The 14,643-nt window shown below is 62.4% G+C and carries 15 protein-coding genes and 1 pseudogene; 12 read left to right on the forward strand and 4 right to left on the reverse strand.

Annotation, left to right across the window (positions count from 1 at the left end; genetic code table 11):
* Positions 1 to 375: 375 nt before the first annotated feature.
* Entirely contained in the window at positions 376 to 1,146 is a 771-nt protein-coding gene (locus IHQ72_RS15270) for a pseudouridine synthase (RefSeq protein ID WP_258123848.1), read from the reverse strand.
* 26 nt (positions 1,147 to 1,172) lie between these two features.
* Positions 1,173 to 1,847, reverse strand: coding sequence for a GntR family transcriptional regulator (locus IHQ72_RS15275; protein WP_258123172.1), 675 nt, complete (start codon positions 1,845 to 1,847; stop codon positions 1,173 to 1,175).
* A gap of 192 nt (positions 1,848 to 2,039) precedes the next feature.
* On the opposite strand from IHQ72_RS15275, the gene IHQ72_RS15280 reads away from it, so the two are divergent.
* The gene (locus IHQ72_RS15280) at positions 2,040 to 2,666 is read left to right on the forward strand and encodes an NAD(P)H-dependent oxidoreductase (RefSeq protein WP_258123173.1); all 627 of its coding nucleotides are present in this window, start codon (positions 2,040 to 2,042) and stop codon (positions 2,664 to 2,666) included.
* Between the two features lie 21 nt (positions 2,667 to 2,687).
* Here IHQ72_RS15280 and IHQ72_RS15285 read toward each other — a convergent pair whose 3' ends face one another.
* Complete coding sequence (locus IHQ72_RS15285) at positions 2,688 to 2,903, reverse strand: hypothetical protein (protein WP_258123174.1); 216 nt, start codon at positions 2,901 to 2,903, stop codon at positions 2,688 to 2,690.
* A gap of 302 nt (positions 2,904 to 3,205) precedes the next feature.
* Between IHQ72_RS15285 and IHQ72_RS15290 the strand changes: the two genes are divergently transcribed.
* The 11 genes from IHQ72_RS15290 (at position 3,206) to IHQ72_RS15340 (ending at position 12,954) form a co-directional block, all read left to right on the forward strand.
* The gene (locus IHQ72_RS15290) at positions 3,206 to 3,469 is read left to right on the forward strand and encodes a metal-sensing transcriptional repressor (RefSeq protein WP_258123175.1); all 264 of its coding nucleotides are present in this window, start codon (positions 3,206 to 3,208) and stop codon (positions 3,467 to 3,469) included.
* Positions 3,466 to 4,518: a cation diffusion facilitator family transporter gene (locus IHQ72_RS15295; RefSeq protein WP_309508871.1), complete on the forward strand. Its 1,053-nt coding sequence runs from the start codon at positions 3,466 to 3,468 to the stop codon at positions 4,516 to 4,518. The genes IHQ72_RS15290 and IHQ72_RS15295 overlap by 4 nt, the downstream gene beginning before the upstream one ends.
* Before the next feature lie 39 nt (positions 4,519 to 4,557).
* The gene (locus IHQ72_RS15300; protein ID WP_258123176.1) at positions 4,558 to 4,824 is read left to right on the forward strand and encodes a hypothetical protein; all 267 of its coding nucleotides are present in this window, start codon (positions 4,558 to 4,560) and stop codon (positions 4,822 to 4,824) included.
* A 69-nt stretch (positions 4,825 to 4,893) separates the two neighbouring features.
* The gene (locus tag IHQ72_RS15305) at positions 4,894 to 6,663 is read left to right on the forward strand and encodes a cation:proton antiporter domain-containing protein (protein WP_258123177.1); all 1,770 of its coding nucleotides are present in this window, start codon (positions 4,894 to 4,896) and stop codon (positions 6,661 to 6,663) included.
* Between the two features lie 142 nt (positions 6,664 to 6,805).
* Positions 6,806 to 7,117: a hypothetical protein gene (locus IHQ72_RS15310; RefSeq protein ID WP_258123178.1), complete on the forward strand. Its 312-nt coding sequence runs from the start codon at positions 6,806 to 6,808 to the stop codon at positions 7,115 to 7,117.
* Between the two features lie 29 nt (positions 7,118 to 7,146).
* Entirely contained in the window at positions 7,147 to 8,037 is an 891-nt protein-coding gene (locus IHQ72_RS15315) for a sigma-70 family RNA polymerase sigma factor (protein ID WP_258123179.1), read from the forward strand.
* Between the two features lie 25 nt (positions 8,038 to 8,062).
* On the forward strand, positions 8,063 to 8,251 hold the full coding sequence (locus IHQ72_RS15320) for a hypothetical protein (RefSeq protein WP_258123180.1): 189 nt from the start codon (positions 8,063 to 8,065) through the stop codon (positions 8,249 to 8,251).
* Between the two features lie 374 nt (positions 8,252 to 8,625).
* The gene (locus IHQ72_RS15325; RefSeq protein WP_258123181.1) at positions 8,626 to 9,048 is read left to right on the forward strand and encodes a VOC family protein; all 423 of its coding nucleotides are present in this window, start codon (positions 8,626 to 8,628) and stop codon (positions 9,046 to 9,048) included.
* A gap of 199 nt (positions 9,049 to 9,247) precedes the next feature.
* A complete protein-coding gene (locus IHQ72_RS15330; RefSeq protein WP_258123182.1) occupies positions 9,248 to 9,676 on the forward strand; it encodes a YybH family protein in 429 nt (142 codons plus the stop codon).
* 427 nt (positions 9,677 to 10,103) lie between these two features.
* Positions 10,104 to 11,822, forward strand: a complete 1,719-nt coding sequence (locus IHQ72_RS15335; RefSeq protein WP_258123183.1) for an adenylate/guanylate cyclase domain-containing protein — start codon at positions 10,104 to 10,106, stop codon at positions 11,820 to 11,822.
* Between the two features lie 316 nt (positions 11,823 to 12,138).
* Positions 12,139 to 12,954: a class I SAM-dependent methyltransferase gene (locus tag IHQ72_RS15340; protein WP_084646999.1), complete on the forward strand. Its 816-nt coding sequence runs from the start codon at positions 12,139 to 12,141 to the stop codon at positions 12,952 to 12,954.
* A gap of 1,093 nt (positions 12,955 to 14,047) precedes the next feature.
* On the opposite strand, the pseudogene IHQ72_RS15345 reads toward IHQ72_RS15340, so the two are convergent.
* Positions 14,048 to 14,524 (reverse strand): annotated as a pseudogene (locus IHQ72_RS15345) (IS91 family transposase); the annotation flags it as partial.
* Between the last annotated feature and the right edge of the window lie 119 nt (positions 14,525 to 14,643).

Below are 14,643 nucleotides of genomic sequence, written 5' to 3' on the forward strand. Positions count from 1 at the left end.
GGTCGGCGCGGCCCTTGTATCTGCCTTGCAGCGTTGGTGGTCGGCGAAAGCCGAAGTGAAATCCGATCTCCCCCCTTGCGGGGGAGATGTCCGGCAGGACAGAGGGGGGTGGGAAGGATCGCCAACTTCCGACTTCAGCTTCCCAGCCGGGATTCAGCCTAAGGGCTTGGCTGCGATTGGTTGACAGGTCGGAGGGACAGCACCCCCCCTCTGTCCTGCCGGACATCTCCCCCGCAAGGGGGGAGATCGGCAGCTTCACCGAGGGGCGCCTCCTTCGGAAGGTTTAAGGTGCCCCGGTAGGCAGGTGAGGGGCAGCGCCAACCTGAAGCGATAGGCCTGCCGTTCCGCTTTGCCGGGTCGCTTCGGCATCTTCGCTCAGGCCTGAAACAGCGCCAGCTCTTCGGCGGTGAGGTGGCGGGCCTTGCCCTTGGCGAGCTCACCGAGCTGCAACGGACCGATCGCCACCCGCACCAGGCGAAGCACCTCGACATCGTGCGCACCGAGCAGCCGGCGAATGTGGCGGTTGCGGCCCTCGTCGAGGGTGATTTCGAGCCAGGCGGTGCTGGTGCCGCTGCGCAGGATTTCAATCGACCGCGCCGTCAAAAGCTCGCCATCGACGGTGGCGCCGGCGCGCAACAGCGCCAGCATGGCCTCGTCGGCCAGGGCGCCGATCTGCACGTGATAGATCTTGGCAAGGTGCGAGGCGGGGTCGAGCAGGCGCTGGGCGAAGCGCGTGTCGTTGGTCATCAAAAGCAGGCCTTCGCTGGCCTTGTCGAGGCGGCCGACCGGCGACACGAAGGGCAGGTCGAGTTCTGCCAGGCAGTCATAGACGGTGCCGCGATCCTGCGGGTCGTCGCGGGTGGTGACCAGCCCGCGCGGCTTGTTGATCATCAGATAGACCTTGCGCTCGGCGACAACGCGGCTGCCGTCGACCTCGATGCGGTCGCGGCCGGGATCGACGCGCAGCGAGCCGTTGCGCACAATCTTGCCGGCGACACGGACGCGGCCTTCGGCGACCAGAACCTCCGCCTGCTTGCGCGAGCACAGGCCGAGTTTCGACAGCGCACGGCAAAGGCTCACTCCTGGCGGATTGGCTCCGGCATTAGGCGAGGGGCGTTGCCGGCCGATGCTGGATCGTGGGGTCATGGTCTTGCGTGGCCGTTCCGGCAAGGTCAGGACTTTCCCGCCAGCCCGTCTCCAGCCTCGGCGAGCATTTCCATGCCGTCGCTGAGGTGCTTTTTCAGGACGCGGACGGCTGCCTCGGCGTCACGGTGGCGGCAGGTCGTCAACAGGTCGCGGTGCTCCGACTGCGAGCGGCTGCGATAGTTGAGGTTGGACAGGAGAATGCGAACGTAGCGGTCGGCCGCATTGTGGTGGGCTTCGATCAGGCCGAGCAGCCTTGTGTTGCCGCAGGCGCTGTAAAGGGCCAGATGAAAGGCACGGTTCAGCGTTCCCCAGCGGCCGACATTCGGCTCGGCATCGATCTGGTTGAGGACATAGCCGGCCTCGTCTAGTTTTTCTTTGCCGAGGTTGGGGATCGAGAGCCGCAGCGCTTCGCCTTCGAGCAATGCGCGGACCGCAAAGATCTCCCTGATCTCGGCAGCGTCCATCCTGGCGACATGCGCGCCCTTGGTCGGATGGATCGACACGATGCCTTCGGCTTCGAGCTGGCGAAGCGCGTCGCGGACCGGCATGCGGCTGAAGCCGAACCGCTCGGCCAGGTCGTCCTGACGCAGCGGCGTGCCGGCCGCCAGGCTGCCCTCGGCAATCGATTCGCGCAGCACATTCGCCACTTGCTCCGCCACCGTCAGCGGCTTCTGCATCAAGCCTTCGCCAAGTCCGCGCAATCGACTCTCCCGTCAGGTGAGCCTTGCTAACAGAAAGCCGCCCGTGTGGATATCTGTATCCTCGTATACGAGTATCCAGAAACGAGGGGCGACGCAGAGCGCCTCGATTACGGTGCTGACGATGTCCCGCAGGCCATTGCATGCGCGTTTCAAGCCGGCGATGATGGCCAAGCCAGCCGGTTTAAGCCCAACATGAAAGTCCTTGTCGTCTATTGCCATCCCTGCACCGACAGCTTCAACGGGGCTGTGCGCGACACGGTGCTGGAGACGCTTGCCGAATGCGGCCATGAGGTTCATCTCCTCGACCTCTACGCGACCGGTTTCGACCCGGTCATGCGCGCCGACGAGTGGCGCGGCTATCACGACAAGGCGGCGAACCTCGGGCCGGTGCATGACCGGGCGCAGGAACTGCTTTGGGCGGAGGCCGTCATCTTCATCTACCCGACCTGGTGGTATGGCCTGCCGGCCATGCTCAAGGGCTGGCTGGAGCGGGTGCTGGTGCCGGGCTTCGCCTTCGAGATGCCGACGGCGCAGCGTGGCGCACGCCCTAAATTGCGGCACATACGTCGGGTGCTGGTGATGACCACATGCGGCGCGACGCCGCTGATGTCGTGGATCATGGGCCAGCCCGGCCGGCGCACCCTGCTGCGCGGCTTCCGCTCCGTTTGCCATCCGCTGTGCTCGACAAAATTCCTGGCGCTCTACCGGATGGACACTGTCTCAGCGGTGGAGCGCCAGGCGCATTTGCAGCGTGTCAGGAAAGCGGTCGCCAGCCTCGGACGCGCCGCTTTCCTGGCCTCCGACGTGGTGCCTGGCTGATCGCCGGGGGCACCGCGATCGTCAGTTTGTCCTGGGCTCGTCCTCGACAACGAAAGACGCGGCAATCAGGTCGTCGGCATCGAGCCGTAGGGAGCCTTCGCCTCCTCCCATGATGGCGGCGACCTTCTGAAAGGTTTTCATCTCGTGTTCGGTAATACGGGCGCTTCGCATCCTGGCTTTGAGATCAGCGACGCGCAGCCCCAATGTGTGGGACGTTCCAATTTCGCGGTTCGACATCACAATATGCTCCTCCCCAACCCATGCATTTGCCTCCCCGCCGGTATTCGCCCGTCGCCTATGTTTGCCTAAATATGAGGCATGACGAATACAGCGCCCCGAACGCGTGGTGCGAGGGAAGGTTCCCGCGCGACACGGTCACGAAATAATACGGCGCGACCGGCGGCCGGCAAAGCTATCCGTAGGAGGGTGGCAGGTCGCTGGGCGCCGAGGGTTTTCTTCGGGCTGTGGGACACTCAGCGGCAAAGTAAAGTAAGTCGAAAAGATTGACTATATCCCCGGGGGGAGGATACAAAAGAAGCATGTCCGTAAGCATCCATCGTTCACATCCTGCTATCCTGAATCGTCTGAAGCGCGCGCAAGGCCACCTTGCGGCGGTGCTGTCGATGTTCGAGGCGCATCGTCCTTGCGTTGATCTGGCGCAGCAACTCCACGCCGTGGAGAGCGCCATCAGCAGCGCAAAGCGCGAACTGATCCACGATCATATCGAGCATTGCCTGACGGACACCGCGGAAGCCGGCGGCAACTCGCTGGCGGAACTCAAGCAACTGGCGAAATACCTGTGAGCCGTCAAATACCTGTGAGCCGTCTCGGCGCGCACATTCTCGACTGGTTCGGGTTCGGGTCGCGCGATCACGCCGTGCATGGTCATGGCCATCACGATCATGCGAGCGGGTCGCACGGTCACACCCACGGGGTCATAGATGCGACCATTGCGACGACCGACCGAGGCATCTGGGCGATCAAATGGTCGTTCGTCATCCTGGCATTCACCGCGGCACTGCAGATGGTCGTGGTCGCGTTGTCGGGCAGCGTGGCGCTGCTGGCCGACACGATCCACAACATCGGTGACGCCACCACCGCCATTCCGCTGTGGATCGCCTTCCTGCTGGCCCGGAGCAAGCCGTCGCCGACCTTCACCTACGGCCTAGGCCGGGTCGAGGACCTGGCCGGGATGATTATCGTCGGGATCATCCTGTTCAGCGCCATTGTCGCCGGCTACCAGGCCATCGACCGTTTGATCAATCCACGCGTGGTGACCCATCTGGGCTGGCTGGCGGCGGCGGGCCTTGTTGGCTTTCTCGGCAATGAGGCCGTCGCGGTGTTCCGCATCCGCGTCGGCCGGGAAATCAACAGCGCCGCACTGATTGCCGACGGCTATCACGCCCGCACCGACGGCCTGACCAGCCTTGCCGTGGTCATCGGGGCGCTCGGCGTCTGGCTCGGTTATGCGCTGGCCGACCCGATTGTCGGCCTGCTCATCACGCTTGCGATCTTCGGCATCGTCTGGCAATCGGCGCGCTCGGTGTTGACCCGCATGCTCGACGGTATAGAGCCTGATGTCATCGGCGAAATCCACCATGCCGCCGCGCATGTGCCGGGAGCGCGCATTGTCGAGGCCAAGGCGCGGTGGATCGGTCACAGGCTGCACGCCGACATTGCCATCGCCGTCGAAGAAAGCCTGCCGGTCTGCGAAGCGAAGAAGATTACGGCAGCGCTGCAAGATGAGCTGTTCGAGCACATGCCGGCGCTTGCGGCGGCCAATATAAGATTGGCGAACGCGGATGCGGATCATCCCCACGAACATGGCCACGGCGAACACGACGGGCACTAACGGTCGCTCCGACCGGCTCGTTTCTGTTACCCTCAGTTGATGTTCCAAATTCTTGTCGAGTTCCAACGAACGATCTATCTGGCGCTCGGCGAGCAGATCAGACTGCTCTCGGTCGGAGGCGACTGGCTGGCGTTCATGGGCTTCCTGCCGATGGGCGTCGTCTTCGGCGCCGCCCATGCGCTGACGCCCGGCCACAGCAAAGCTGTGCTAGCGACATATCTTGCGGGTTCGGATGCAAAGGTTCCGCGCGGCCTTTTCGTATCGATTACGCTGTCCTCGAAAGGTGTTGAGCCCGCCGCGTCTTAGTCCATTATCTGTGAGCTCGTGCACCGCTTGACCGGAGCGCCAAGCGTGGCCGGAAACCGGATTGGGAAGATGCCTCAGGCGCCACTTATCGCAACCCTTGTCGCCGGGCTCGGACTCGCCTTCATTCTCGGCACGTTGGCGAACCGACTTCGCCTGTCACCACTGGTCGGCTACCTCGTTGCTGGTGTCTTGATTGGCCCGTTCACGCCCGGCTTTGTTGCCGACCAAGCGCTGGCGCGCCAACTCGCCGAACTCGGCGTGATTCTGCTGATGTTTGGCATAGGGCTGCATTTTTCGCTGAATGATCTGCTCTCGGTAAGAAAGATCGCGATTCCTGGCGCTGTCGGTCAAATGGCTCTGGTGACAATGCTCGGGCTCATCGTGACGCAGGCGATCGGCTGGCCGATCGGAGCCGGAGTGGTGTTTGGGTTGGCCCTGTCGGTTGCAAGTACAGTCGTGGTTCTACGGGCGCTGCAGGAAATGCGGCAGCTCGAAACGGATGGCGGACGCATCGCAGTCGGCTGGCTGGTCGTAGAGGACCTCGCCATGATCCTCGCGCTGGTACTGTTGCCGGCCTTCGCCGGCGTGCTCGGTGGCAATGTCAACGAGGCAAACCTTAACGGCAAAGACCTGTTCACGTTGTTTGAGCCGCAGACCATCTGGGGTGCGCTCGGGCTTACGTTGGCCAAATTGGCGGCCTTCTTCGCGATCATGGTTGTCGTCGGCCGACGTGTCATTCCGCCGATACTCCACTACGTCGCTCACACGGGCTCGCGAGAACTTTTCCGTTTGGCCGTGCTGGCGATTGCCCTTGGTGTCGCTTTCGGAGCAGCCGAGCTCTTCGGCGTCTCGTTCGCTCTTGGGGCGTTTTTCGCAGGAATGATCCTTGCCGAATCCCAGTTGAGCCAAAGGGCCGCTCAGGAAACGCTGCCGCTCCGCGACGCATTTGCCGTCCTTTTCTTCGTCTCCGTAGGCATGCTGTTCAACCCCATGATCCTGGTCGAGCAGCCGCTGCTCGTCGGCGTGACATTTCTGATCATCGTCATTGGCAATGCCACGGCCGCATCAGCCATCGCATTCATGTTCGGCTATCCGTCCTACGTGGCCCTGACACTCGGCCTAAGCCTGGCACAGATCGGCGAGTTCTCCTTCATCCTTGCGGGGTTGGGTGTCGAACTCGCGCTTCTTCCCGAGGCGGGACGTGACCTGGTGCTTGCCGGAGCAATCCTTTCGATCCTCATCAACCCGCTCCTATTTGCGGCGCTGGATCGGCTGACGCCGTGGCTCAAAGCACGAGAGCGAACCATTGCCACGCAAGAAGGTAGAGCCGAAACACCCGAACTCGCGGCTACCAGCCTGACAGACCATGCTGTGCTTGTCGGCCATGGACGGGTCGGAAGTCTGGTCGCAGAGACGTTGCAAAAGGCAAGGCAGCCTTACCTGGTGATCGAGGAAAGGCAAGTGATAGTAGATCAGCTGCGCGTCCGCGGCGTTGATGTCATTGCGGGAAATGCCGCCCAGCCGGGACTACTTGAGGCGGCCAACGTTGCCTCAGCCCGGTGGTTGATCAGCGCCATTCCCAATCCTTTCGAGAGCGGCAATCTCATCGAGCACGCCCATGCCATCAATCCAAAGCTCGAGATCATCGCCCGTGCGCATTCCGATGCTGAGGTGGATTACCTGAAGAAGTTCGGCGCCGACCTGATCATCATGGGCGAGCGGGAGATCGCGCGAGGCATCTCGGATCACATTCTGAGCCGGATCGATGCGCCAGCCGCCCCCGTCGCTGACCAGAGCCAAAACGCGCGCCAGGTCGACTCAAACCCGATGGCTGGGTGATGCGCTCCAATCCGAGGCGGCAGAGAACGCTCGCCCACAGGCAAGGACGACGCGGGCCGCCGAAAAGAATTATGCCGAGCCGAGAATCTTTTCAGTAACTCCGGTCGTCTTCTGCTCGGACCAACCATTCAGGAGACGAACCATGGGCTACAAACTCATTCGCTACAGCGTGAAAGACACCGGACTGGAAGAGAACCGCGCCCTGGTGGCTAAGGTGTTCGAGGCGCTGGATGAGGCGGCGCCGCAAACCGTGCGCTATCTCGTGCTCGAACTGGACGACGGCGAGTTCGTCCACATCGTCGGCGAGGGAAATGATACATCCGCGCTGACCGGGCTTGCGGCCTTCGAGGCGTTCACGCAAAACCATGCGGAGCGACGTTCCACCCCGGTCAAGCGATCGCCTGCCAAAATCATCGGCAACTACCATGTCCTTGAGGACGGCAAAGCCGGATAGAGCGACAGCGCCAGGGCCGAGAGAACGCCATGAGCATACGGAAATTCGATCGGCCGGCGTTGGAGGCGATGCTCTCGGGGTTGCGCCCCAAACTGCACCGCTACTGCGCCCGCATGGCCGGCTCGGTGATCGACGGCGAGGACATCGTGCAGGAGACGCTGCTGAAGGCGCTGCAGGCGGTGGACGGCAGCATGGCGGTCGAGCGGCCCGAGCAATGGCTGTTTCGCATCGCCCACAATGCCGCGCAGGACCATCTGCGCCGGCGCCATCGGGAAAGGTCGCGCATGACCGAGACCGACATGACCACGATCGAAGATCCCTCCGGCAGCGCCGACGCACGGCTCGCCGCGGCGGCCGGTCTGCGCAGCTTCATGCAGCTTTCGGTGGCGCGGCGCAGCGCCGTGATCCTGGTCGACGTGCTGGGCCTTTCCCTGCACGAGACCTGCGAGGTGATCAGCGCGACGCTCGCCGCCACCAAGGCGGCGCTGCATCGCGGGCGGGCGCAGCTGCGCATATTGGCAGCCGAGCCCGAACAGGCCGCCGCGCCCCGGCTCGACGCCGATGACGAGCGACGGCTGCGCCGCTATGTCGATCTGTTCAACGCGCGCGACTTCGACGCGGTCAGGGCGCTGATCGCCGAGGATATCCAGCTCGAAGTCGTCAACCGCCTCCGCCTGCGCGGCAAGGCCGAAGTGTCGACCTATTTCGGCAATTACGATCGCATCACCGATTGGGCGCTGTCGCTGGGCTTCGTCGACGGCAGGCCGGCGATCCTGATCCGCAATCCGCAGGAGCCGGATGGCGCCGTGCGCGGCTTCATGCTGGTCGAATGGCGGGACGAGCGGGTCGTCCAGATCCGCGACTTCCGCTACGCACCCTGGTGCCTGATCGATGCGGAGATCAGCACCGTGCAGGGGTGAGGGGAGGGCTGGAAATGGTGCGGAGATGGGGCGCGAAAGCGACATGGCCAAGGTTGCGCCACCGGCTACCCTATTTATCGAGGTGGCATTGGCACAGCCTGCGGTCGCGGGTGGAACCTTCCGCCGTGACCCGGAGGCGACTTCCCTGGTGGAGCTTCGAATGACCGCTTTGCGCCCAATGTCGGACGTTGAGTTCAGCTTTGCCGCTTACTGAAAGCCGACATTCCAAGCGACCACGCTGACGGTCGCGGTTGCGCCAGAAGCCGTCATTGCCGAGCAGATACTCTAACGTCGCGTTCTGGGCCGGAAGCGGAAGATCCGCTTTCGGGATGATTGGGCTAAAAAGCCGACCTTCGCGTCCAGCATAGCGTGGACTGCTTTGCGCCACTTCCGGTCGTTCATGACGAATCTCCGAACCGGACGTTCGCGCTAGGCCCGGAATCGACCCCATAGCTGCCGTTCCCGCGATACAAAGAGCTGTTGCAAGCTGGCATCAGCTGGAGCCGACGCTGAGCCGTTGCGGAACTCGTCGCGGAACCATAATCTTGGGCACTGATGTGAGCCCGTGATACTGCGCGAGGTCCCGCAATGGCTTACGAGGCCGCCAAAAGACCGTTGTTCCGAAAACTCGACAACTATCTACTGCATGTGAGCGATCTTGACGAAGCCATATCCTTTTATCGGGATCGGCTCGGCCATGCCCTCATCTGGCGGGACGCGGAAGCTGCCGGCTTCGCGTTGCCTGAAGCAGATGCAGAACTAGTAGTTCATCTTCGTATTGGTCCAGAGACTGATATTCTGGTTGATGATGTGGACACGGCATTTCGAGAATTTTTGGCAGCGGGCGGAACGGCAGTGGAACCGCCGTTCGACATCGCGATCGGACGATGCGCCCGTGTATGTGACCCTTTCGGCAACGTGCTTGTAATATTGGATCAATCGAAGGGAACGTTCACGACGGACGCGGAGCAGAATGTTACCGGCGTAGAGCCCGCGGGTAATCCAACCTGAACGTCGGGCTCTCAGTCGTATTGGCACTCGTGGTGGGCCACTAGAGCCCCCGATGATGCGATGTCCGGCAGATGAGGGGCTCATCACTCTTGATACCACGATGCAACAGCAGCTAGGACCGACCATATTTGTTACGAATGGTGTCGATGTCGGATTGATCGCCCCGGTCTCGTCGTTCCAGAAATGAAGGAGCAACGATATGTCTGAAAAGGAAGTCTTGTCTGTCATCCGGGGCCAGGAAGACGCAACTGCCAAGGGGGACGCCCGCGCCAACGTCGATGCCATGGACCCGGATGTCGTGGTTTTCGATCTGCCGCCGCCGCTTGCCTATCGAGGCGAACAGGCACGCGACGTCGAAGGGATAAATGCTTGGTTTGCAACTTGGCGCAACGGCGTCACCGTTCACATGGCTGACCCGCAGCTCATGATCGACGGCGATCTTGCAGTGGCCTTCGGGCTGTCGCGCATGACTGGCATTAAGACCGATGGCACAAAGGTCGACTCCTGGAGCCGGCGAACCATCGTGCTAAGGCGCATCGCCGGTTCTTGGAAAATCATCCACAAACATGCCAGCTTCCCTATGGCAATGGACGGAAGTGGGCGCGCTGTGACGGATCTCTTGCCGTAGTTCCGGAACGCCTAACGTCCTCAACAGGGATGTCGGCTTTCACGCGGCAAGGGGTCGTAGGTGAACGGTCGATTTGGCGGCGCGTTGCTGACAGTCAGCCTTGGGGCCGTTGGCGGACTTGCGGCTTAGAGGCTCGGAATGTCAGAAGCGGACCCTCAGTCGGGCTGCGTGCATCGACGTGAACTGACCCATTCCGGTCATCGCCTCATTCCACCTGAAGGTCGCGAAAAGGGTGCGAACCCGGGCTTCACACAAACGCCCATCGTCTCAGCGTTTAAAGGTTTGGCGATCTCCTCGAGACGTTCGCAGGGCGCGTTTCCCGATGCGGCCGGCTTTGCAATGCGCTACACTCCCAGACCGCCGCGTCCGCGACGACGGCACCGCCTGCTGGGGTGATGATTGGTCGCCCCCTGAAGGAGCTTCGCCCATGAAGCGCAGAATGGCCGCCCTGATGGTAGGCGATATCGTCGGCTATTCCGGAATGATGGAGCGAGCCGAGGAGCAAACCGCGGAACGCTTGGCTAGCTGTCAGGCCCTCATTTCGGAAAAGGTCGATCTGCTCGACGGCCGGGTTTTCAAGACGACGGGTGACGGGGCCCTCGCCGAATTTCCGAGCGCCGTAAACGCCGTGCGCAGTGCATTCGAGATCCGCAGCGCGCTTGCAGGCGCGCAAGAGCCCGACACCGAACCTTTGAGGATGCGGTTCGGTCTCCATATCGCGGATGTCGTGGTGCAGGGCGATGATCTGGTCGGAGACGGCGTCAACCTCGCGGCGCGCATACAGGCGGCAGCCGAACCAGACTCGATCTATGTGAGCGGTGCGCTCTTCGATCATGTCCGCCGCAATTCTGCGTTCATATTCGACGATATGGGCGAGCGGGCGTTCAAGAACATTACGGAATCGGTGCACCTCTATCGGGTCCGCGGCGAGATCGGAGCGCATCGGCTGCAGTCGGCGCCGACGCAACTGGTCATCACGACGGAACGGCGGCCGGCATCGGTCGCGGTGCTCCCTTTCCGGGTTTCGGGCGACGACGAGAACCAGCGCTATCTCGCTGAGGGCCTCACCGAGGAGCTTATTGTCGAACTGGGGCGGTTTCGGCGTCTTTCGGTCAGTTCGCGGAGTGCGAGCTTCGCGGTTGCGGACTCCCACCCGGATCCGGTGAGGGTCGGCGAGGCTCTGGGCGTTCGATATGTGCTTGAGGGACAGGTGCGCAAGATCGGAGAGCGGGTTTCGATCAGCCTCACGCTGTCGGAAACCGACCAGGGGACGGTGGTCTGGAGCGACAAGATCCAGCGTCCGTTCGAGGAAATTCTCGCTTTGGTTGATGGAACCGTCGCGAGGATCGCCGCGACGGTATCCGGACGGATGGAGGACGCAGCCATGGTGGCGGCGCGCCGAAAGCCGCCAGAAAACATGACCGCCTTCGACTGCCTCTTGCGCGGGCTCGATCATCACCGCCTGGGCGGCGTCACCGACGACAATGCTCGCCAGGCCGTCGGCTGGCTTTCAAAGGCGATCGAGGCCGATCCGCACTACGCGGCCGCCTATGCGTGGAGGGTCTGCGCAGCGTCAGGGCTGCCGGGTTTCGACCCCGAGCAAGGTCGACGGGACATTTGCCGCGCGCTCGAGCTTGACCCCTGCGATGCCGAGGCAAACCGGATCATGGGCGCGTTTGAACTTATGGGTGGCAACTTCGACGAGGCCCTGGCGCACAGCCGCAGAGCAATGGAATTGAACCCGACGGATGCCTACATCAAGGCAAGATGCGCCGCGGTCTTTACCTGTGTGGGCGAAGCAGAGCGTTCATTGTCCTTGCTCGACGAAGCCGAGATGCTCGACCCGTTCCTTCCTGTGTGGTGCGTCGAGGAACGGGGTGTGGCTCTTTATGCGCTGGGCCGCTATGCCGAGGCTATTGAATCCCTCCGCAAACTCACGTTTCAGACCACTCGATCGCGCCTCTATCGGGCGGCCGCGCTCGTGGCGCTCGATCGATCCGACGAAGCCGGCCGGATGGTCAGGGAAGCTGTCGGCAGCGAGGCAGCTCTAACGGCCTCCAACTTCACCAGCCGCGAGTGTTACCGCGATCCTGAGAAGGCTCGGGAGCTTGGCCGCTTGCTAAGGGAAGCAGGTTTGCCGCCATAAGATCGGTGGCGACGGTCTGCCGCTAACGACAACCCGTTCAGCACACACACTGTCGAAGTCTGCAACGGGTCGACTCCGGTCGTTTGCGATCGAAAAGGGAATGGCCGCTCATGACGCGACTACGATGTCCAGGGTGGTCGCCGGCAACGTCTGCTATCGGGCAACAGCAAAGATCACCTCAACGGCCGACATTAGGCGCAAAGCGGTAATTGATGTGCCGGCGCGGGGGTCGGCACGGTTCAATTCACAGCCGCTGATCTTGACGCCGTCCGACCTTATGCGAAGCTGATATGGTCATTCGATCTGGGGGCAGTGAATGTCGTCATCGCATTATACGCATGGATCAAGTGAAGCCGAGCAGCAACGGCTGACGGCTTTAAACAAGCGTCTTAATCAACGATGTCTCGACGCTGCACAGCTGGTTGTTGGCGAGCGGGTCGTCGATTTCGGTGCTGGGTTAGGGCAGTTTTCGAGAATGATGGCGCGGGCCACCGGTGTTCCGGTCTTGGCTTTGGAGCGAAGCCCGGAGCAGATAGCGGAGGCGCTACGACAGGCCGACGCCGATGGGGATTTGGCATTTCTGGAGATGAGGCAGGGTGACGTGCTTGCTCCACTTCTTACCGACAACGAGCTTGGACAGTTCGACGTTGCTCATGCGCGGTTCGTTCTCGAGCACCTACCTGACCCGTTGCTGCTTGTTCGCAACATGGCCGGCGCAGTGCGACCGGGCGGACGGGTGATATTGTCAGATGACGACTATGATGGGCTTCGGCTCTGGCCCGAGCCACCGGGATTTGCCTCACTATGGCATGCCTATCAGCGAACCTACGACCGACACGGCAATGATCCAATCATCGGACGTCGCCTTGTTCAATTGTTGCATCAGGCCGACTTGCGTCCACGACGTATCACATTTGTCTTTTTTGGCGGATGCGCCGGCGAGCCTGACTTTGAGGCAGTTGTCCGGAACATTGCGAGCATCATCGATGAAGCGATCGACGATATCGTCGCTATCGGATTGCCCCGCCAATCCGTCACTGCGACGCTCGACGCCCTGATTGATTGGAGCAAGGAGCAGGACTCGGCCGTCTGGTTTGGAATGTCTTGGGCTGAAGCCGTTCGACCGGTCTAGTCGATGGGCTCTTGTGGTTCGTTTTGCCGTAACCATGAGGTAGATTTCTGAACAGCGCGTCCGCTTTCGGTTGCCTCTGCCCTCGGGTGGAACGACTGAGATAGGCGCAAAGCTGCCGTCCACCTCGCGGTAGACGTCAGTCGTCTTTCGGTCATGAGCGCTGGCTGGACCGAATGTCGGGTTTCTGGAGGGAAAGTAGGTCCCGAAAGGTCCGCATCGGGTCAAACCCGGACATCATGCCGCCTCAGCCGAACGTCTGCTTTCAGGAAGTCGCAAACTGATCTTTTACGGCTGACAGTGGGCGCATTGCTGCCATTCGCAACGAGCAGAATGAAGGTCTCCGATGGGTCAGTTGGAGACTTCAATCCCACCTGGTCGAATGTCTGCTGTCGCTCTTCGGATGCCAGGAGCTGCCAGTCCGCTAACGTGAAGAGTTTCGGGCGCCGGCAGGCGTACGAAAGTCCCCGAGGAAGGAACCCGCGGGCCACGGCGATGGCTATGGAGATTTCGATTTTCGGCTGGTGACGGGGATGGCGCGACCGCCGCCGGGAAGCGGCGGGATTGATGCACACGGACCGCCTTGTCTTCCGGCCGTGCGGCATCGTCGGCTCGGCACGCGGTCGGACGCAGCCCTGTCGACGCCGATGATCACCATGGACGCGCGTGGGTTCGTTGCCGGAGGCTGAGTGCCTGCGCCTGAAGGCTGCATCAAGCCATGCCGGGTCATGGGGCGTTCTCCCGGCCCGGTGTCCAACGTGAAGAGTTTCGGGCGCCGGCAGGCGTACGAAAGTCCAACGTGAAGAGTTTCGGGCGCCGGCAGGCGTACGAAAGTCCCCGAGGAAGGAACCCGCGGGCCACGGCGATGGCTATGGAGATTTCGATTTTCGGCTGGTGACGGGGATGGCGCGACCGCCGCCGGGAAGCGGCGGGATTGATGCACACGGACCGCCTTGTCTTCCGGCCGTGCGGCATCGTCGGCTCGGCACGCGGTCGGACGCAGCCCTGTCGACGCCGATGATCACCATGGACGCGCGTGGGTTCGTTGCCGGAGGCTGAGTGCCTGCGCCTGAAGGCTGCATCAAGCCATGCCGGGTCATGGGGCGTTCTCCCGGCCCGGTGTCCTTGCGTAGGGCGGTCCGCGCGGCTGCCTCCACCGTTCGAACACCTCGATGACGATCATGCGTCCGCCGCAGCATGGGCACGGCGGGCGGAAGTCGTCCGGTTCGGCCGATGGATCGTTCGTGGCGGGAGGCGCGGCCGCGAGCAGTTCGCGCGCGAGTGCGAGGCTGGCCTTGCGGGCGGAGCTGGCGAGCAAGCCGTAATGGCGGATGCGATGGAAGCCACGCGGCAGGACATGGAGCAGGAATCGGCGGATGAACTCGTCGGTCGCGAGCGTCATGACCTGCTGGCGGTCGGCGTCAGGGCGGCGATAGTCCTTGTAGCGGAAGGTGACGTCGCTCTCGTCGAGGCGGATGATGCGTCGGTTCGAGATGGCGACCCGGTGCGTGTAGCGCGACAGATAGGCGAGCACCGCTTCCGGCCCGGCGAAGGGCGCCTTGGCGTAGACCACCCTTGCGACAGGCTAAGCCCTGGAAAGGAGAATGGAATGTAGATCCTGAAACCTTTCGAAGCGATCCAGAGGGTTCGACCCCCTCCCGGCAAAGGCGCAGCACGCCAGCCGGAAGCGAG

It is taken from the genome of Mesorhizobium onobrychidis (assembly GCF_024707545.1).
GTDB lineage: Bacteria > Pseudomonadota > Alphaproteobacteria > Rhizobiales > Rhizobiaceae > Mesorhizobium > Mesorhizobium onobrychidis.

Coding starts and splice junctions, on each gene's coding strand:
- IHQ72_RS15320 (WP_258123180.1), top strand. CDS start 8,063: ATGGGGCGCGAAAGCGACATGGCCAAGGTTGCGCCACCGGCTACCCTA.
- IHQ72_RS15280 (WP_258123173.1), top strand. CDS start 2,040: ATGAAAGTCCTTGTCGTCTATTGCCATCCCTGCACCGACAGCTTCAAC.
- IHQ72_RS15285 (WP_258123174.1), bottom strand. CDS start 2,903: ATGTCGAACCGCGAAATTGGAACGTCCCACACATTGGGGCTGCGCGTC.
- IHQ72_RS15335 (WP_258123183.1), top strand. CDS start 10,104: ATGAAGCGCAGAATGGCCGCCCTGATGGTAGGCGATATCGTCGGCTAT.
- IHQ72_RS15290 (WP_258123175.1), top strand. CDS start 3,206: ATGTCCGTAAGCATCCATCGTTCACATCCTGCTATCCTGAATCGTCTG.
- IHQ72_RS15330 (WP_258123182.1), top strand. CDS start 9,248: ATGTCTGAAAAGGAAGTCTTGTCTGTCATCCGGGGCCAGGAAGACGCA.
- IHQ72_RS15270 (WP_258123848.1), bottom strand. CDS start 1,146: ATGACCCCACGATCCAGCATCGGCCGGCAACGCCCCTCGCCTAATGCC.
- IHQ72_RS15310 (WP_258123178.1), top strand. CDS start 6,806: ATGGGCTACAAACTCATTCGCTACAGCGTGAAAGACACCGGACTGGAA.
- IHQ72_RS15305 (WP_258123177.1), top strand. CDS start 4,894: ATGCCTCAGGCGCCACTTATCGCAACCCTTGTCGCCGGGCTCGGACTC.
- IHQ72_RS15340 (WP_084646999.1), top strand. CDS start 12,139: ATGTCGTCATCGCATTATACGCATGGATCAAGTGAAGCCGAGCAGCAA.
- IHQ72_RS15315 (WP_258123179.1), top strand. CDS start 7,147: ATGAGCATACGGAAATTCGATCGGCCGGCGTTGGAGGCGATGCTCTCG.
- IHQ72_RS15325 (WP_258123181.1), top strand. CDS start 8,626: ATGGCTTACGAGGCCGCCAAAAGACCGTTGTTCCGAAAACTCGACAAC.
- IHQ72_RS15300 (WP_258123176.1), top strand. CDS start 4,558: ATGTTCCAAATTCTTGTCGAGTTCCAACGAACGATCTATCTGGCGCTC.